The organism is Methylosinus sp. PW1, from assembly GCF_000745215.1.
Taxonomy (GTDB): Bacteria; Pseudomonadota; Alphaproteobacteria; order Rhizobiales; family Beijerinckiaceae; genus Methylosinus.
Genome location: NZ_JQNK01000009.1, coordinates 1,167,739 through 1,181,746 on the forward strand (window position 1 = coordinate 1,167,739; position 14,008 = coordinate 1,181,746).

The 14,008-nt window shown below is 65.4% G+C and carries 16 protein-coding genes and 1 tRNA gene; 8 read left to right on the top strand and 9 right to left on the bottom strand.

Annotation, left to right across the window (positions count from 1 at the left end; genetic code table 11):
• Window positions 1–19: 19 nt before the first annotated feature.
• Complete coding sequence (locus tag K369_RS15145) at window positions 20–265, bottom strand: hypothetical protein (protein WP_018266465.1); 246 nt, start codon at window positions 263–265, stop codon at window positions 20–22.
• A 140-nt stretch (window positions 266–405) separates the two neighbouring features.
• Between K369_RS15145 and dapE the strand changes: the two genes are divergently transcribed.
• Window positions 406–1,563 (top strand): succinyl-diaminopimelate desuccinylase, encoded by a 1,158-nt coding sequence (gene dapE, locus K369_RS15150; protein WP_036292285.1) that lies wholly within the window; start codon window positions 406–408, stop codon window positions 1,561–1,563.
• 211 nt (window positions 1,564–1,774) lie between these two features.
• Here dapE and K369_RS15155 read toward each other — a convergent pair whose 3' ends face one another.
• From K369_RS15155 to K369_RS15165, 3 genes are all read right to left on the bottom strand, one after another.
• The gene (locus tag K369_RS15155; RefSeq protein ID WP_036295406.1) at window positions 1,775–2,815 is read right to left on the bottom strand and encodes a sensor histidine kinase; all 1,041 of its coding nucleotides are present in this window, start codon (window positions 2,813–2,815) and stop codon (window positions 1,775–1,777) included.
• 170 nt (window positions 2,816–2,985) lie between these two features.
• Window positions 2,986–5,001: a DNA topoisomerase IV subunit B gene (parE, locus tag K369_RS15160; RefSeq protein ID WP_036292287.1), complete on the bottom strand. Its 2,016-nt coding sequence runs from the start codon at window positions 4,999–5,001 to the stop codon at window positions 2,986–2,988.
• An 84-nt stretch (window positions 5,002–5,085) separates the two neighbouring features.
• On the bottom strand, window positions 5,086–5,382 hold the full coding sequence (locus tag K369_RS15165; protein WP_051949326.1) for a GIY-YIG nuclease family protein: 297 nt from the start codon (window positions 5,380–5,382) through the stop codon (window positions 5,086–5,088).
• Between the two features lie 99 nt (window positions 5,383–5,481).
• On the opposite strand from K369_RS15165, the gene K369_RS15170 reads away from it, so the two are divergent.
• Window positions 5,482–6,609 (top strand): IS630 family transposase, encoded by a 1,128-nt coding sequence (locus K369_RS15170; protein ID WP_036292288.1) that lies wholly within the window; start codon window positions 5,482–5,484, stop codon window positions 6,607–6,609.
• A gap of 632 nt (window positions 6,610–7,241) precedes the next feature.
• Here K369_RS15170 and K369_RS24825 read toward each other — a convergent pair.
• Window positions 7,242–7,844: a 2OG-Fe(II) oxygenase gene (locus tag K369_RS24825; protein WP_198033136.1), complete on the bottom strand. Its 603-nt coding sequence runs from the start codon at window positions 7,842–7,844 to the stop codon at window positions 7,242–7,244.
• 72 nt (window positions 7,845–7,916) lie between these two features.
• Complete coding sequence (locus K369_RS15185) at window positions 7,917–8,585, bottom strand: DJ-1/PfpI family protein (RefSeq protein WP_036292290.1); 669 nt, start codon at window positions 8,583–8,585, stop codon at window positions 7,917–7,919.
• Between the two features lie 100 nt (window positions 8,586–8,685).
• Here K369_RS15185 and K369_RS15190 point away from each other — a divergent pair, with 100 nt between their 5' ends.
• A complete protein-coding gene (locus tag K369_RS15190; protein WP_198033195.1) occupies window positions 8,686–9,621 on the top strand; it encodes a GlxA family transcriptional regulator in 936 nt (311 codons plus the stop codon).
• Window positions 9,622–9,641: 20 nt separating this feature from the next.
• Here K369_RS15190 and K369_RS15195 read toward each other — a convergent pair whose 3' ends face one another.
• The 3 genes from K369_RS15195 to K369_RS15205 form a co-directional block, all read right to left on the bottom strand.
• Window positions 9,642–9,965, bottom strand: coding sequence for a type II toxin-antitoxin system HicB family antitoxin (locus tag K369_RS15195; protein WP_051949329.1), 324 nt, complete (start codon window positions 9,963–9,965; stop codon window positions 9,642–9,644).
• On the bottom strand, window positions 9,962–10,216 hold the full coding sequence (locus K369_RS15200) for a type II toxin-antitoxin system HicA family toxin (RefSeq protein ID WP_036292294.1): 255 nt from the start codon (window positions 10,214–10,216) through the stop codon (window positions 9,962–9,964). The genes K369_RS15195 and K369_RS15200 overlap by 4 nt, the downstream gene beginning before the upstream one ends.
• 127 nt (window positions 10,217–10,343) lie before the next feature.
• Window positions 10,344–10,433: transfer RNA gene (locus tag K369_RS15205), tRNA-Ser, on the bottom strand.
• Window positions 10,434–10,816: 383 nt separating this feature from the next.
• Here K369_RS15205 and K369_RS15210 point away from each other — a divergent pair.
• The 5 genes from K369_RS15210 (at window position 10,817) to K369_RS15230 (ending at window position 14,004) form a co-directional block, all read left to right on the top strand.
• Window positions 10,817–11,266, top strand: a complete 450-nt coding sequence (locus K369_RS15210) for a gamma-glutamylcyclotransferase family protein (protein ID WP_036292296.1) — start codon at window positions 10,817–10,819, stop codon at window positions 11,264–11,266.
• On the top strand, window positions 11,263–12,129 hold the full coding sequence (gene panC, locus K369_RS15215; RefSeq protein ID WP_036292298.1) for a pantoate--beta-alanine ligase: 867 nt from the start codon (window positions 11,263–11,265) through the stop codon (window positions 12,127–12,129). The genes K369_RS15210 and panC overlap by 4 nt, the downstream gene beginning before the upstream one ends.
• Window positions 12,126–12,413, top strand: coding sequence for an acylphosphatase (locus K369_RS15220; RefSeq protein WP_036292300.1), 288 nt, complete (start codon window positions 12,126–12,128; stop codon window positions 12,411–12,413). Before panC ends, K369_RS15220 begins: the two co-directional genes overlap by 4 nt.
• Window positions 12,414–12,419: 6 nt before the next feature.
• Window positions 12,420–13,244, top strand: coding sequence for a 3'(2'),5'-bisphosphate nucleotidase CysQ (cysQ, locus tag K369_RS15225; protein WP_036292302.1), 825 nt, complete (start codon window positions 12,420–12,422; stop codon window positions 13,242–13,244).
• A gap of 193 nt (window positions 13,245–13,437) precedes the next feature.
• Window positions 13,438–14,004, top strand: a complete 567-nt coding sequence (locus K369_RS15230) for a DUF1134 domain-containing protein (RefSeq protein ID WP_036292303.1) — start codon at window positions 13,438–13,440, stop codon at window positions 14,002–14,004.
• Window positions 14,005–14,008: the final 4 nt, after the last annotated feature.

Below are 14,008 nucleotides of genomic sequence, written 5' to 3' on the forward strand. Positions count from 1 at the left end.
CCGCGGAAAGCTCGCGAAATCAGTCGATCGAGGAAATCTTGATCGGCGAATCGAGATCGGCGTGAACGACCTTGAGGCCCGCCTTGGCGACGGCCGCCTCATCGGCGTACCAGGTCGACTCGTGATCGAGCCCGCCATATTTGTTGAAGACCATCACATATTTGGCCTTCAAATCCACCTCGCAGCGCAGCCCTTTGCCGGGCTGGCCGATGGGCCGCATCTTGCCGTCCCAATCGATGAAATAGCCCCCGGTCTCCTCGGACATTTCCTGTTCCCTTTCGGACATTTGTCTCCGTAGTCGCGAGGAAGCAGTTTTTGGGCCAGGGAGGTCGGGAGCGATTAGCGAGCTGCGCTATTCGCTACTCGCTCATTGCAGAGCCCCTCGCATTTCCCTAACTTCCGTCCATGACTCTCTCCCCCGCCCTTTCCATCACCCGCGATCTCCTTCGCTGCCCTTCCGTCACCCCGGCCGACGCCGGCGCGCTCGGCGTGCTCGAGCAGCGCTTGAAGGAGGCGGGCTTCGTCACGCATCGGCTGGTCTTCACAGAGGAAGGCACGCCGGACATCGACAATCTCTTCGCCAAGATCGGCGAGGGCCGGCCGCATCTCGTCTTCGCCGGCCATACCGATGTGGTGCCGAGCGGCAATCCAGAGCGCTGGCGCTTCGATCCCTTCTCCGGCGAGATCGCCGACGGCAAGATTTTCGGCCGCGGCGCCTCCGATATGAAGGGCGGCATCGCCGCCTTCGCCGCCGCCGCAATCGACTATGTGAAGGAGCATGGCGCGCCCAAGGGCGCCATCTCCTTCCTCATCACCGGCGACGAGGAAGGACCGGCCGTCAATGGCACGGTGAAAATGCTCGATTGGGCGAAGGCCCATGGCGAGATCTTCGACCATTGCATCGTCGGCGAGCCGACCAATGTCAAAGAGCTCGGCGACACGATCAAGATCGGCCGGCGCGGCTCGCTCAACGGGCGTCTCGTGGTGCGCGGCAAGCAGGGCCATTCCGCCCATCCGCATCGCGCGGAAAATCCGACGCCCGTCGTGGCCCGCATCGTCACGGCGCTGTCGACGCATCGCTTCGACGAAGGGACGGAGCATTTCGACCGCTCCAATCTCGAGGTGACGTCGATCGACATCGGCAATCAGGCGGCCAATGTCATTCCCGGCGAGGCGCGCGCGCGCTTCAACATTCGCTTCAACAATGTGTGGACGCTGGAAACGCTGCAGGCGGAAATCCGCCGCGTGATCGAGACCGCCGCCGCCGGCGCGAAAGTGGAGGTGGAGTTCCTGCCCTGCAATTCGCTGCCCTTCCTCACCGCGCCGGGTGATTTCAGCGCGCTGGTCGCCGGCGCGATCGAGGAGATGACGGGTCGCCGTCCGGGCCTTTCGACCAGCGGCGGAACCTCGGACGCACGCTTCATCACGCGCGATTGTCCGGTGCTGGAGTTCGGCCTCCTCAACGAGTCGATCCATGCGGTGGACGAGCATGCGTGCATCGCGGATGTCGATGGGCTGACGGCGATCTACAAGCGCATCATCGAGACGTATTTCGCGCGCTGAAACCTCTCGGCCTTCGGAAACAAAATAGGTTCGCGCGCCCTTCTCCCGCGCAGGGGGAGAAGGTGGCCCGACGAAGTCGGGTCGGATGAGGGCCGCCGCGGTTCTCCGCGCTCTAGATTGCCGATCATGTCGTCGCTGGACGAGCCCTCATCCGACCCTCGCTAACGCGAGGGCCACCTTCTCCCACGAGTGGGAGAAGGGGAGCGCGCCTTCACTCCGCCAGCGCCTGCGCCGCCGGCACGGCGAGCGTCCATTCGAAGCCGTCGGGCGGAAAGCCGATTCTAGCCTCGCCGCCGAGCGCCTGCGCGACGAGGCGCTTGATGACCTTGTGGCCGAAGCCTTCAGACGGCGCCTCGGAAACGACCGGGCCGCCGAACTCGCGCCACTCCACCACAAAGCGCCCGTCCTCGAGGCGCCAATGCAGCTCTATGCGCCCGTCCGGCTGCGCCAGCGAGCCATGCGTCAGCGCATTCACCGAAAGCTCATGCAATGCGAGGCCGATGTTCTGCGCGGCCTCCGGCTTCAGCATCAGATCGGGGCCGCCGGCGCGCGTCTGCTCCTCGACGCAGGCGACGTCGAGGCAATAGGACAATTGCGCGCGCGCCAGCTCGACCATGGATGCGCCGCGCCAATCCTGCGACACGAGCAGATCATGCGCCATGGAGAGCGCCTGCAGGCGCGCGGCGAACTTGCGTTGGAAATCGGCGAGCGAAGGCGCGCCCGCCGCCGTCTGCCGCGCCATGGCCTGCACCACGGCGAGAAGATTTTTGGAGCGATGCACCAGCTCGCGCAGCAGCACATGGACATGATCCTCGCGCCGCTTGCGATCAGTGATGTCGCGCGCCGTGCCGATGATGCGCGCGGCGCGTCCGCCTTCGAAGAAAGTGCGGCCGCGCACCGCGATCCAGCGCTCGACGCCGTCGGTCTGGCCGATCACGCGATATTCCGCCTCATAATCGCCGAGCGCGCCGGGATCGAGCGCGGCCTGAACGGCCTCGCGCGTCTGCGCCTTATCGTCCTTGTGCATGGCGTTGCGGAAAATCTCGAAGCTGCCCGGCGCATCGTCCGGCAGCGCCCAGAGCGCGCGCACGCGCGCGTCGAGATGCACCTCGCCGGTGACGAGATCCCAATCCCAAATTCCGGTGAGGCTCGCGTCGAGCGCCATGCGCATGCGCTCGAGCGCGAGAGCTTCGTCGCGATCGTCCCGCCGCTGCGGCGCAGACGCCTCGCTTCTTCCGTCGATCTCTGTCAAGCTCGACCTCTCGACGCCCGTCGCCCGCTTCGAGTAGGGCGGACCATAGCCCAATGGCCGCCGGCGGGCGAGAAAATCATTTCCAAATCACTCGTCGCCAAAATCACTCGTCGCCAATGCGCTCCTTGCACGAAACGGTAAACGTCGCCGCCCGGCCCGCGGTTCCCCGGTCACACATCCAATTCCGTGGCGAAAGCGGCGCGTTCCTGAATGAAGGCGAAGCGCGCCTCGGGCTTGGCGCCCATCAGCCGCTCGACGCAATCGGCCGTCTCCTCGCGCTCCTCGCCGGCGATCACCACCTTGAGCAGCGTGCGCTTCCTGGCGTCCATCGTCGTTTCCTTGAGCTGAGCCGGCATCATCTCGCCGAGGCCTTTGAAGCGGCTCGTCTCGATCTTGCCCTTGCCGGTCAGCACTTTCTTCACCAGCTCGTCGCGATGCGCGTCGTCGCGCGCATAGACGGTCTTGGCGCCTTGCGTCAGCTTGTAGAGCGGCGGCACGGCGAGATAGAGATGGCCGCCGTCGATGAGCTTGGGCATTTGCCGGAAGAAGAAAGTGATGAGCAGCGAAGCGATATGCGCGCCGTCGACATCGGCGTCGGTCATCACGATGATCTTGTCGTAGCGCAAATCCTCGTCGCGATAATGAGTGCCGATTCCGCAGCCGAGCGCCTGCACCAGATCGGCGAGCTGCTGATTGGCGGCGAGCTTCTCGCGCCCCGCCGATGCGACATTGAGAATCTTGCCGCGCAAAGGCAGCACGGCCTGGCTGGCGCGGTCGCGCGCCGCCTTGGCGGAGCCTCCGGCGGAATCGCCCTCGACGATGAATATCTCCGAGCCTTGCGACGACGTGTTGGTACAGTCGGCGAGCTTGCCCGGCAGGCGCAATTTGCGCGTCGGGGATTTGCGCGCCTGCTCTTTCTCGGCGCGGCGGCGCATGCGCTCCTCGGCGCGCTCCACCGCGAAATCGAGCAGCTTGGTCGCCTGCGACGGCGCGCCGGCGAGCCAATGGTCGAAAGCGTCGCGCACCGCGCCCTCGACGAGGCGCGAGGCCTCGACATTCATCAGCCGCGTCTTGTTCTGGCCCTGGAATTCCGGCTCGCGAATGAAGACGGAGATCATCGCCGCCGACTGGCCCATGAGATCATCCGCCGTCACATTGGCGGCGCGCTTGGCCTGGCCGATGCGCTCGGCGTGATCCTTCAAGCCGCGCAGCAGAGCGAGGCGAAAGCCCGCCTCATGCGTGCCGCCGTCCGGCGTCGGAATCGTGTTGCAATAGGAGTGCGAGAAGCCGTCCTCATTGGCGAACCAGGCGATGGCCCATTCGAGCGAGCCATGGCCGCCCTCGCGCTGCACCTTGCCGACGAAAGGCTGATCGGCGACCAGCTCCTTGCCCTCGGTCTCGCGCGCGAGATAATCGCGCAACCCGCCGGGGAAACGCAGCACCGCCTCGGCCGGCACATCCGAGCCCGGCTCGATCAGCTCTTTGGCGCAACGCCAGCGAATCTCGACGCCGCCGAAGAGATAGGCCTTGGAGCGCGCCATGCGGAACAGCCGCGCCGGGCGCCAATGCGTCGCCGGGCCGAAAATTTCCGCGTCCGGCTTGAAGCGCACCTTGGTGCCGCGGCGATTGGCGATGCGGCCCAATTGCTCGAGCTTTCCCTGCGGCAGGCCGCGCGAGAAAATCATGCGATAGAGCTGCTGGCCGGTCGCCACCTCCACCTCCAGCCGCTCCGCCAGCGCATTGACCACGGACACGCCGACGCCATGCAGGCCGCCGGAGGTCTGATAGGCGCCCGAGTCGAACTTGCCGCCGGCGTGCAGCATGGTCATGACCACTTCCAACGCCGACTTCTTCGGGAATTTCGGATGCGGCCCGACCGGAATGCCGCGGCCATTGTCCACGACGGTGAGCCAGCCCCCCGGCTCGAGCGTCACCTCTATGAAGCTGGCGTGGCCGGCGACGGCCTCGTCCATCGCATTGTCCAGCACCTCCGCGAAGAGGTGATGCATGGCGGCCTCGTCCTTGCCGCCGATATACATGCCCGGCCGCCGCCGGACCGGCTCCAGCCCCTCGAGCACCTCGATAGAGGCGGCGTCATACTCCGCCGGGGCCTTGGGCGCTTTCGCGGCGGGAGCGGCGGCCGGCTTGCGCGGGGCGCCGCCGAAGAGATCATCGGATTTGGCCATGGAGGGGATTTTAGCGATTCGCGAGGGGAAGCGCGAGGGGGGATGAGAACATACAATGAACTTAAATTGATCGAGGGCGTCCGCCTACATCGCGCTCCGCACGTTCCAAGGCAAATCGAACTTTTTGATAAGGCCCAGTTCGAGGCCTGCGCTCGCATGAATCGGAAGGCCATTCCATTCGAGATCAGCCGGAGCGGCTGTATAAAGGTCGATACAATGCCCGGATCGCAGCTCATTCTTGATGATGGCGTTCAAGCGCTGGCTCGTAACCTGGGTAGCGCCAGGGTTTCCGTAGAAATAGAGCCGTTTGGCGAGCCCCATTGTCGCCACGCCGACGTAGAGCGCTGTTCCGCATTTCACAAATGCGTAGACGCCGACCATTCTCGGGGCAGGCCGATCTAGTGTCCCGTCTCATAAATTTGTAGCCATGTCTCCGCGATCATGATTCTTTGGTCCCAATGGAGATTCGGAGGGGCGGACATGGCGAAGGGCAGAGCGACCAAAGCGACCAAGATCGAGCTGAGCGAGGTCGAACGGGAAAACCTCAACCGGCTCGTTCGGCGACGCAAGGTAGCGCGCGGGGATGCGCAGCGCGCGGAGATCGTGTTGCGGGCCGCCGAGGGGCTCAACAACTGCGAGATCGGGGCCGCGGTCGGCGTAACACGGCAGACCGTGCGCACATGGCGCGAGCGTTTCGCCAAGCACCGTCTCGATGGTCTCGACGATGAACCGCGCTGTGGCGCGCCACGCAAGATCGGCGACGACCGAGTCGAAGAGATCGTGACCAAGACACTTGAAACGCAGCCCAAGAACGCGACGCACTGGAGCACGCGCGGCATGGCGAAAGCATCGGGCGTGTCGACTTCGTCGGTGCATCGCATTTGGCGTGCGTTCTCCCTGCAACCACATCGCACCGAGACCTTCAAGCTTTCGACCGACCCGCAATTTGTCGAGAAAGTGCGCGACATCGTTGGTCTCTATCTCGATCCGCCCGACAAGGCGCTGGTGATATGCGTCGATGAAAAGAGCCAAATACAAGCGCTCGATCGAACGCAGCCGTTGCTGCCGATGCGCCCCGGACAGGTCGAGCGGCGCACGCACGACTACGACCGGCACGGCACAACGACGCTATTTGCCGGCTTCATCGCGGCTGTCACGGCCGAGACGGCCGTGAAGGCTGGCAGCGTGATCGGCACGTGCATGCCGCGCCATCGCGCGCAGGAGTTCCGCAAGTTTCTCGATGAAGTCGAGCGCAATGTTCCCTCCGGCCTCGACATTCATGTCGTGATGGACAATGCTTCGAGCCACAAGACGCAAATGATCCGCAGATGGTTCGCCAAGCGGCCGCACTGGCACATGCATTTCACTCCGACATCGTCGTCGTGGATCAATCAGGTCGAACGCTTCTTTGCGCTTCTGGCCGAGAAGCAGATCAAGCCAGGCGCGCACAAGTCTGTCAAAGACCTCATCGCCGCTATCAAGGCTTTCCTCGCCCAACAGAACGCCGATCCGAAACCGCTGCGCTGGACCAAGTCAGCCGACGACATCCTGGCGTCAATCGAACGCTTCTGTCGTCGTACAATCGACCTCCACGCGAAAGCTGGATAGAAATTTCTGAATCAGGACACTAGCGTCAGCTTGCCATCATTCTCGAAAATCCATCGCCCGGAAAATTCGAAGCCGCCCGCGACCAGTATCTCTATGGGCAGTTGGGCTTTTTTCGTCGGCGCGATCTCTTTCGGAGAGAGATCGCGAGAAGCGCGCGCTGGTCTTCCAGTGGCGCTTACCGCGCCGCCGGCCTTGATGACATTGTAAGCGTGCTGATATCGAATCCCGAGTTGTCTCGCGATTTCGGCAGCGCCGAATCCTTCGCGGGCCAATGTTCGAATTTTTTCTGATGTCGAAATTGGTCCAAACCCAAGTTTGTTAAATTCAATGCAAAAACAGCTTCACCGCAATCGCCACCTGAAACGCCAGCACGAACCCCATCATCCATTTGATGACGAGAAGCTCGCCCTTCAAAGTCGACTCAGCGCGGTCGCGGCTTTCAAAGCCTTGTCCTCGGGAATGTCGACGGCCCGAAAGGCTTCGAACACTTCGGATTGAAGATTGCCCATAGAAAAAAAATAGCACGGAATCATGCACTGAAAAAGAGAGCGGCGCCGGAACTCGAAAAGAATCCCGTTTCGGTTTCCCCCCGTTGAGGAGGCGGCAAAGCCTCCTCAACACGAGGACGAGGGCTATTGCCCTTCCCGCCCCCGCCTCACCCAGCAATTGATCGAAAATCTTCCATCGGCAAATGCGCTCGCGCAGCGCGTCGGGTGCACCTCATGCGATGCGGCGGAGGGAAAAGCGACGAGACGATCATAGGCCGGCGCTATGTCCGCAAAGCCGTCCGGCGAAAAGAGCCGCAGCGCGCCGCCGTCGAAACGCTTCGGCAGCGCGTGAAAATAATAGACGAGCGTGAGAACCCGCACGCTGTCGTGTCCGTCCGGTCGCGGCGGCGCATCGGCGTGGCGCTTGAAAAAGCCGCCGTCGCCATAGCGCACCATCTCCATCTCTTTTTTCGTTTCGGACGGCAGACGAGCATTCAACTCGCGCGTCAGACGCGCGAGGACCAAATCGACAGATGCGGCGAAAGCCGCGCGCAGCGCGCCGAGCTCGAGAAGACGCGAAGAATCGCGCACCGACGTATCGATGCGCGCCGCGCGCTCGGCCGTGTAGAAACGCGATTGCGAAAATTCGCTCTCATGCGCCAGCGCGAATTGCATCAGCTCGCCTGCGCGCGCCGCGCCGAGAAAGCCGTCGATGACGACATGCGCAGGCGTGGCGGCGGCGGTCATGGGCGCATCCATTGCGGCGACAGAAGCGCTCGATAGAGCACAGAAAGCCGCAATGGAGAAGCCGCGCCGCGCTCAGCCATGCAAGGCCGCAAAGCGCGCCTTTCGCTCGGCGAAACGCGGCGTCACCCATTCGACCAGCGCTTCGCCCGCCGTCTCCGGGCGCCCGCTGTCGAAAGGCGGCGCCGGCGCATATTCGATCGACAATTGGATCGCGCGCGCGACCTGCTCGCCGGCGATATCGGCTGCGAGCGTCAAAGCGAAATCGATTCCCGCCGTCACGCCGCCGCCGGTGACGACGCGGCCGTCGCGCACGACGCGCGCGGCGTCGGGAACGGCGTCGAACAATGGCAGAAGATCGCGCCAGGCCCAATGGCAGGCGGCGCGCTTGCCGCGCAGCAGGCCGGCGGCGCCGAGCAGCAGCGAGCCGTTGCAGACCGAGGTCACATAGCGCGCGCCTTCCGCGAGCCGCGCGACCTGCTCCAGAAATTCGCGATCGACCGACGCCGCCTCGACGCCGGGACCGCCGGGAACGCAGAGGAGATCGCAGCGCTCCACGCCGGCGAGCGCGCGCGTCGAGCCGAATTCGAGACCCGTGTCGGACGCGACGGCGCCGCCCTCTCGCGAGGCGACGACGACCGCCGCGCCGGGCAGTCGCGACAGCACCTCGAAAGGCCCGGTGAAATCGAGCTGGGTGAGCCGCGGAAAAGTCGCGAAGACGATGCGCAGGCTTTGGTCGGACATTGCGGGGCCTCCACTTGTTGACGAAGGCAGAGTAGCGCAGCTAGGCTCTGTCTCAAATGACGGTTTTCCAACTTTTTCGGACAGATCCATGAGCGCGCGGATCATCGCTCTGCTGATCTTCGACGACTTTCAGATTCTCGATGCGGCCGGACCGATCGCCGCTTTCGAGATCGCCGCGCGCATCGCGCCCGGCGCCTATGCGATACGGACCATCGCCGCCGCTTCCGGCCTCGTGCGCTCCTCGTCCGGCGTCGCCATGGCGGCGGCGAGCTTCGCCGCGGCGCGACGCTGCGACACGCTGCTGATCGCCGGAGGATACGGAACGCGCGGCGCCGCCACGGACAGAAACACGTTGGCTTTCGTCGCCCGCGCAGCGACGAGCGCGCGACGTGTGGCGAGCGTGTGCTCGGGCGCCTATGTGCTGGCGGCGGCCGGGCTGCTCGACGGCCGCAGAGCGACGACGCATTGGAGCCGCAGCGGCGATTTTCAGCGACGCTTTCCCAAGGTCCGGCTGGAGCCCGATTTGATCTTCGTGCGCGACGGGCCGATCTGGAGCTCCGCCGGAATCACTGCGGGGATCGATCTCGCGCTGGCGATGATCGGCGACGATCTCGGCGAGGATGTCGCGCGCGCCGTCGCGCGGCAGCTCGTCGTCTATCATCGGCGCCCGGGTGGGCAATCGCAATTTTCCGCGCTGCTGGAATTGGAGAGCAGGCAAGACAAATTCGCGACGCTGCTGCGCTGGGCGAGCGAGCGTCTGCAACATCGCCTCACCGTGGAGGAGCTTGCCGAGCAGGCCGCGATGAGCCCACGCAATTTCGCGCGCGCCTTCTCCCGCGCGACCGGCGCGACGCCGGCCAAGGCGATCGAGCGCCTGCGTCTCGACAGAGCGAAGAGCGCGCTGGAGGATGGCGCCGACACGATCGAGCAAATCGCGCGCGACAGCGGCTTTGGCGATCCAGAACGAATGCGGCGGGCGTTTCTGCGCGTTTACGGGCAGCCGCCGCAGGCGTTTCGGCGCGGGGGGCGGCTATAGCGGTCCGCGCAGGCGACTGCTCACGCCACTTCCGCGAGCCGTTCGGCGATGAACTGATTGATGCTCTCGCCGGCCTTCGCCGCCTGCTCGGCGATGCGCTTATGAAGCTCCGGCGGAATGCGCAGCGACAAGGTGCCGGAATAGGGCTTCTCCGGCTCGACGTCGCGCGCTTTGCACCAGTCGCGATAGTCGGCGATCGTCTCGGCGAAGGCGCTGCGCAGCTCGTCTATGTCACGGCCGGCGAAGTGAAGCGTGGCGCGCGCATTGACCACGACCCCATTCATGAGCGCGTCGCCGTCTTCATAGCTCACCTCGGCGATATAGCCGTCATGCTTCAGGATCATGGCTTTGCTCCCGCGCTTTCGAGGAATCGACGAACCGCCACGACGGCGCCCTTGTCGGTCTCCGGCTGCGGGTGCGGGCGATGGAAGACCGCCTCCGCTCCGCCGAGCAGGAACCGAACGCGAGAGCCGCGCCCCTCCGAACGCTCCGCCCCGAGCGCGACGAGCAGGCTTTCGATATCCGTCCATCGCAGGTCCGAAGGAACGGGTCGGGCGAAGATCGCCTCCAGCGTGCGCCGATGCTTTGCGTTCATATCACCTTGATACCAAAAAATGGTAGCGAAGGACAGCAAAGGCAAGTGGTGAGGGACGCGGGGCCGGCTAGCCAATTAGGGGGCCGCCTCGGATGAACCGCATAACATATTGATTTAATTTAATTTTTGGCGGAAGGGGTGGGATTCGAACCCACGGTGAAGTTTCCCCCACGGCGGTTTTCAAGACCGCTGCCTTAAACCACTCGGCCACCCTTCCGAACCCGGAGCCGGACCGGACTCGCGGCGAAGCCTATCGCTTCTCTATGACCGCACGTCAACCGGGCGCGCGCCTAGCGGAACCAGACATAGACGATCGCCGCCGCCAGAGCCAGGACGAGGCCGATCGCCGTATTGCGCAGAAAGCCGCCTTCGAACTCCTCCATTTCCGTCTTCCCTTCTCGCCCTCGCGTCGATTCGACGCATTTCTAAAGCTGCATCCAACGCTGAGAATAGTCGATGAGGGTGGTTAATTCCCAGGGGCCGCTCTCGGTTGGGAGCCCGGCGCAGGCCGGGCTCTTTTTCTTTCCGCGAGGGGCGCGCCGGCGCCTCGCTCGCGGCGGCGCCATGCGCTAAGGTCCGCCCGCCGCTCGGAAAGACCACATGCCTCTCTATTTCGCCTATGGCGCCAATATGGACGTCGCCGCAATGGCCGTCCGCTGTCCGCATTCGCGGCCGCTCGGCCTCGGCCGGCTGGCGCGCTATCGTTTCGCCATTCTGGAGACGGGCTACGCCACTGTCGCGCCGGACGCGCGGGCGCAGGTCCATGGCCTGCTCTATGACCTCGCCGTGGCGGATGTGCCGGCGCTCGACCGTTACGAGGAGATCGGCCGCGGTCTCTACCGCAAGGTGGTGCAGCCGGTGCTGCGCGCGCCGGTAGGCTCGGCGCGGGCGCTCGTCTATATCGGAACCGCGACGCGCGAGGGGCCGGCGGCGCCGGGCTATGTCGAGAATATCGTCGCCTCGGCGCGCGCGCTCGGCCTGCCCGGCGCCTATATCGCCTTTCTGGAGAGCCATGCGCCCAATGCGCAGCAGAGGATGAGCCGAAGATGAGCGCTGTTCCCGTTCCCACCGTCCATACGCTGGCCGAGCTGCGCGAGCGCGTCGCGCAATGGCGCGCGCGCGGCGAGCGCGTCGGCTTCGTCCCCACCATGGGCGCGCTGCACAAGGGCCATCTCGCTCTGGTGGAGGAGGCCCGCCGGCGCGCCGATCGCGTGATGGTCTCGGTCTTCGTCAATCCGACGCAATTCGGCGCAGGCGAGGATTTCGACCGTTATCCGCGCACGCTCGCCGCCGATGTCGAGAAGCTCGCGAGCGTTGCGGCCGATCTCTGCTATGCGCCGGCGGTGGAGGAAATGTATCCGCCGGGCTTTTCCGCCACGGTCGCTGTGGGCGGGCCGGCGGTCGCCGATCTCGAGGATCATTTCCGGCCGACGCTTTTCGCCGGCGTCGCGCTCGTCGTCGCCAAGCTGCTCAATCAAGCCGATTGCGACATCGCCGTCTTCGGCGAGAAGGACTATCAGCAATTGCTGGTGATAAAGCGCCTGGTGCGCGATCTCGATCTGCGCGCGGAGATCCTCGGCGCGCCGACTTTGCGCGAGGCGGACGGTCTCGCAATGTCCTCACGCAACATCTATCTCTCGTCCGAGGAGCGGCGCACCGCGCCGGCGCTCTATCGCGCGCTGAGCGAGGCGGCGCAGCGCATCGCCGCGGGCGAGCCGATCGGCCATGTGATGGCGGAAGCGCGCGAGCAGATCGCCGCCGAAGGCTTCCTCATCGATTATCTCGAGGCGCGGCACGCGCAGACTCTGGCGCGCGTCGCCCGCCGTCACGAGGGGCCGATTCGCCTGCTGGTCGCGGCGAAGCTCGGCGCGACGCGGCTCATCGACAATGTCGCCGTGGAGGCGGCGCAATGAGCGAGACGCGCCGCGTGTTCCGCATCATCGTGCGCGGGCGCGTGCAGGGCGTCGGCTTTCGCGCCTTTGTGGCGCGGGAGGCCGGGCGTCTCGCGCTCGCCGGCTGGGCGCGCAATTGCGACGATGGCGCGGTGGAGATCGTCGCCGCCGGGCCGCAAGGCGCGCTGCAAGCGCTGGTGGAAGCGGCGCGGCGCGGACCGCCCGCGGGACGCGTCGACGATCTGCGCGCGGAAGAGACGAACGAGGCCGCTCTCGTCGAGCGGCGCGGCGATTTGGAGTTCTAAAAAGGCGTGCGGCTCGAGAGCGACGAAGATTTCGACGCGCTGGCGGCGGCTTTCGCCGATCTGGCGACCCGCGCCGGCGCCATTGCGATGGATGTTCTCGCCGCGCCCACCATAGACGCTCGCGCGAAGAAGGATGCGAGCCCGGTCTGCGAGGCGGATGAGAAAATCGAGGCCTTTCTGACGCCGCGTCTCGCCGAGCTGCTGCCCGGCCTTCCCATCGTCGCGGAGGAGGCCGCCGCCGCGGGCGCCGATTTCGCCCACACGGAGACTTTCCTGCTCGTCGATCCGCTCGACGGCACGCGCGAGTTTCTGGCCCGCAGCGGCGAGTTCACCGTCAATATCGGCCTCATCGTCGCCGGCGCGCCGCGCGCCGGCGCGGTCTATGCTCCGGCGCTCCGGCGATTATGGTTTGCTGGCGCGCGGGCCTTCGGCGCCGAGGCTGCGCCCGGCCTGCCGGCGCCGCCACGCGCGGCCTGGCGCCCGTTGCGCGTGCGCGCTCTGCCGGCCGAAGGGCCGACGGCGCTGGTCAGCCGCTCGCATCTCGACGCGGCGACCACGGCCTTTCTGGAGACGCACCGAGTCGCCGAGACGCGCGACGTCGGCTCCTCGATCAAATTCGGCCTTCTGGCGGAGGGCGCGGCCGATCTCTATCCGCGCTTCGGCCCGACGATGGAATGGGACACTGCGGCCGGCGACGCGGTGCTGCGCGCGGCCGGCGGCGGCGTCGTCGATCCTGCGGGTCGCCCGCTTCTCTACGGCAAGGCGGGCGAAGCCTATCGCAACGGACCTTTCATCGCTTTCGGCGATCCCGCAGTCGCAAGACTTTGTTAAGAACGCGGCGAGATTCTTCCTCTCGCGAAGAAGAGCCGTCGAGGCGCCACAGGCGCGACACGATCGCATCGAAACTTCGGCAGATCGATTCGTAAACGCCCAATGGGGAAGCTTCGTCATGCGCGCCGCAGATTCAACTCGCCGAGAAACGTGCGCAACGCGCAAAGAAGCGACGCTCGCAACGCGCAGAGAGATGCTGGCTCTCGCTACCGCCGCCGCTCTGTCTCCGCTGGCGCCGGCGCGCGCCGCCTATGACGTGCGGGCGGAGCCGAGACCCGAGCCCATGTCCGGCGACGAGGTGGTGCAGAGCGGCCATCGCTTCTTCGGCTCCATAGCGCGCGATCTCGCGCAGGGCGTCGAGCAGATGGCGCGGCGCTGGGGACGGCCCAACGCCTATGTGCTGGGACAGGAAGGCTCGGGCGCCTTCGTCGGCGGCCTGCGCTATGGCGAAGGAGTCATGTACACGCGCAACGCCGGCCAGCGGCGCGTCTATTGGCAAGGGCCGTCGCTCGGCTTCGACGCCGGCGCCAATGGCGACCGCACCATGATGCTGATCTATAATCTGCCTTCCGTCGATGCGATATTCACCCGCTTCGGCGGCGTCGCCGGCTCGGCCTATCTGGTCGGCGGATTGGGCTTCACCGAGCTCACGGCGGACGGCGTCGTCGTCGCGCCGATCCGGGCGGGCGTCGGCGCACGCCTCGGCCTCAATCTCGGCTATTTGAAATTCACGCCGGAAGCGACTTGGAATCCATTCTGATCTG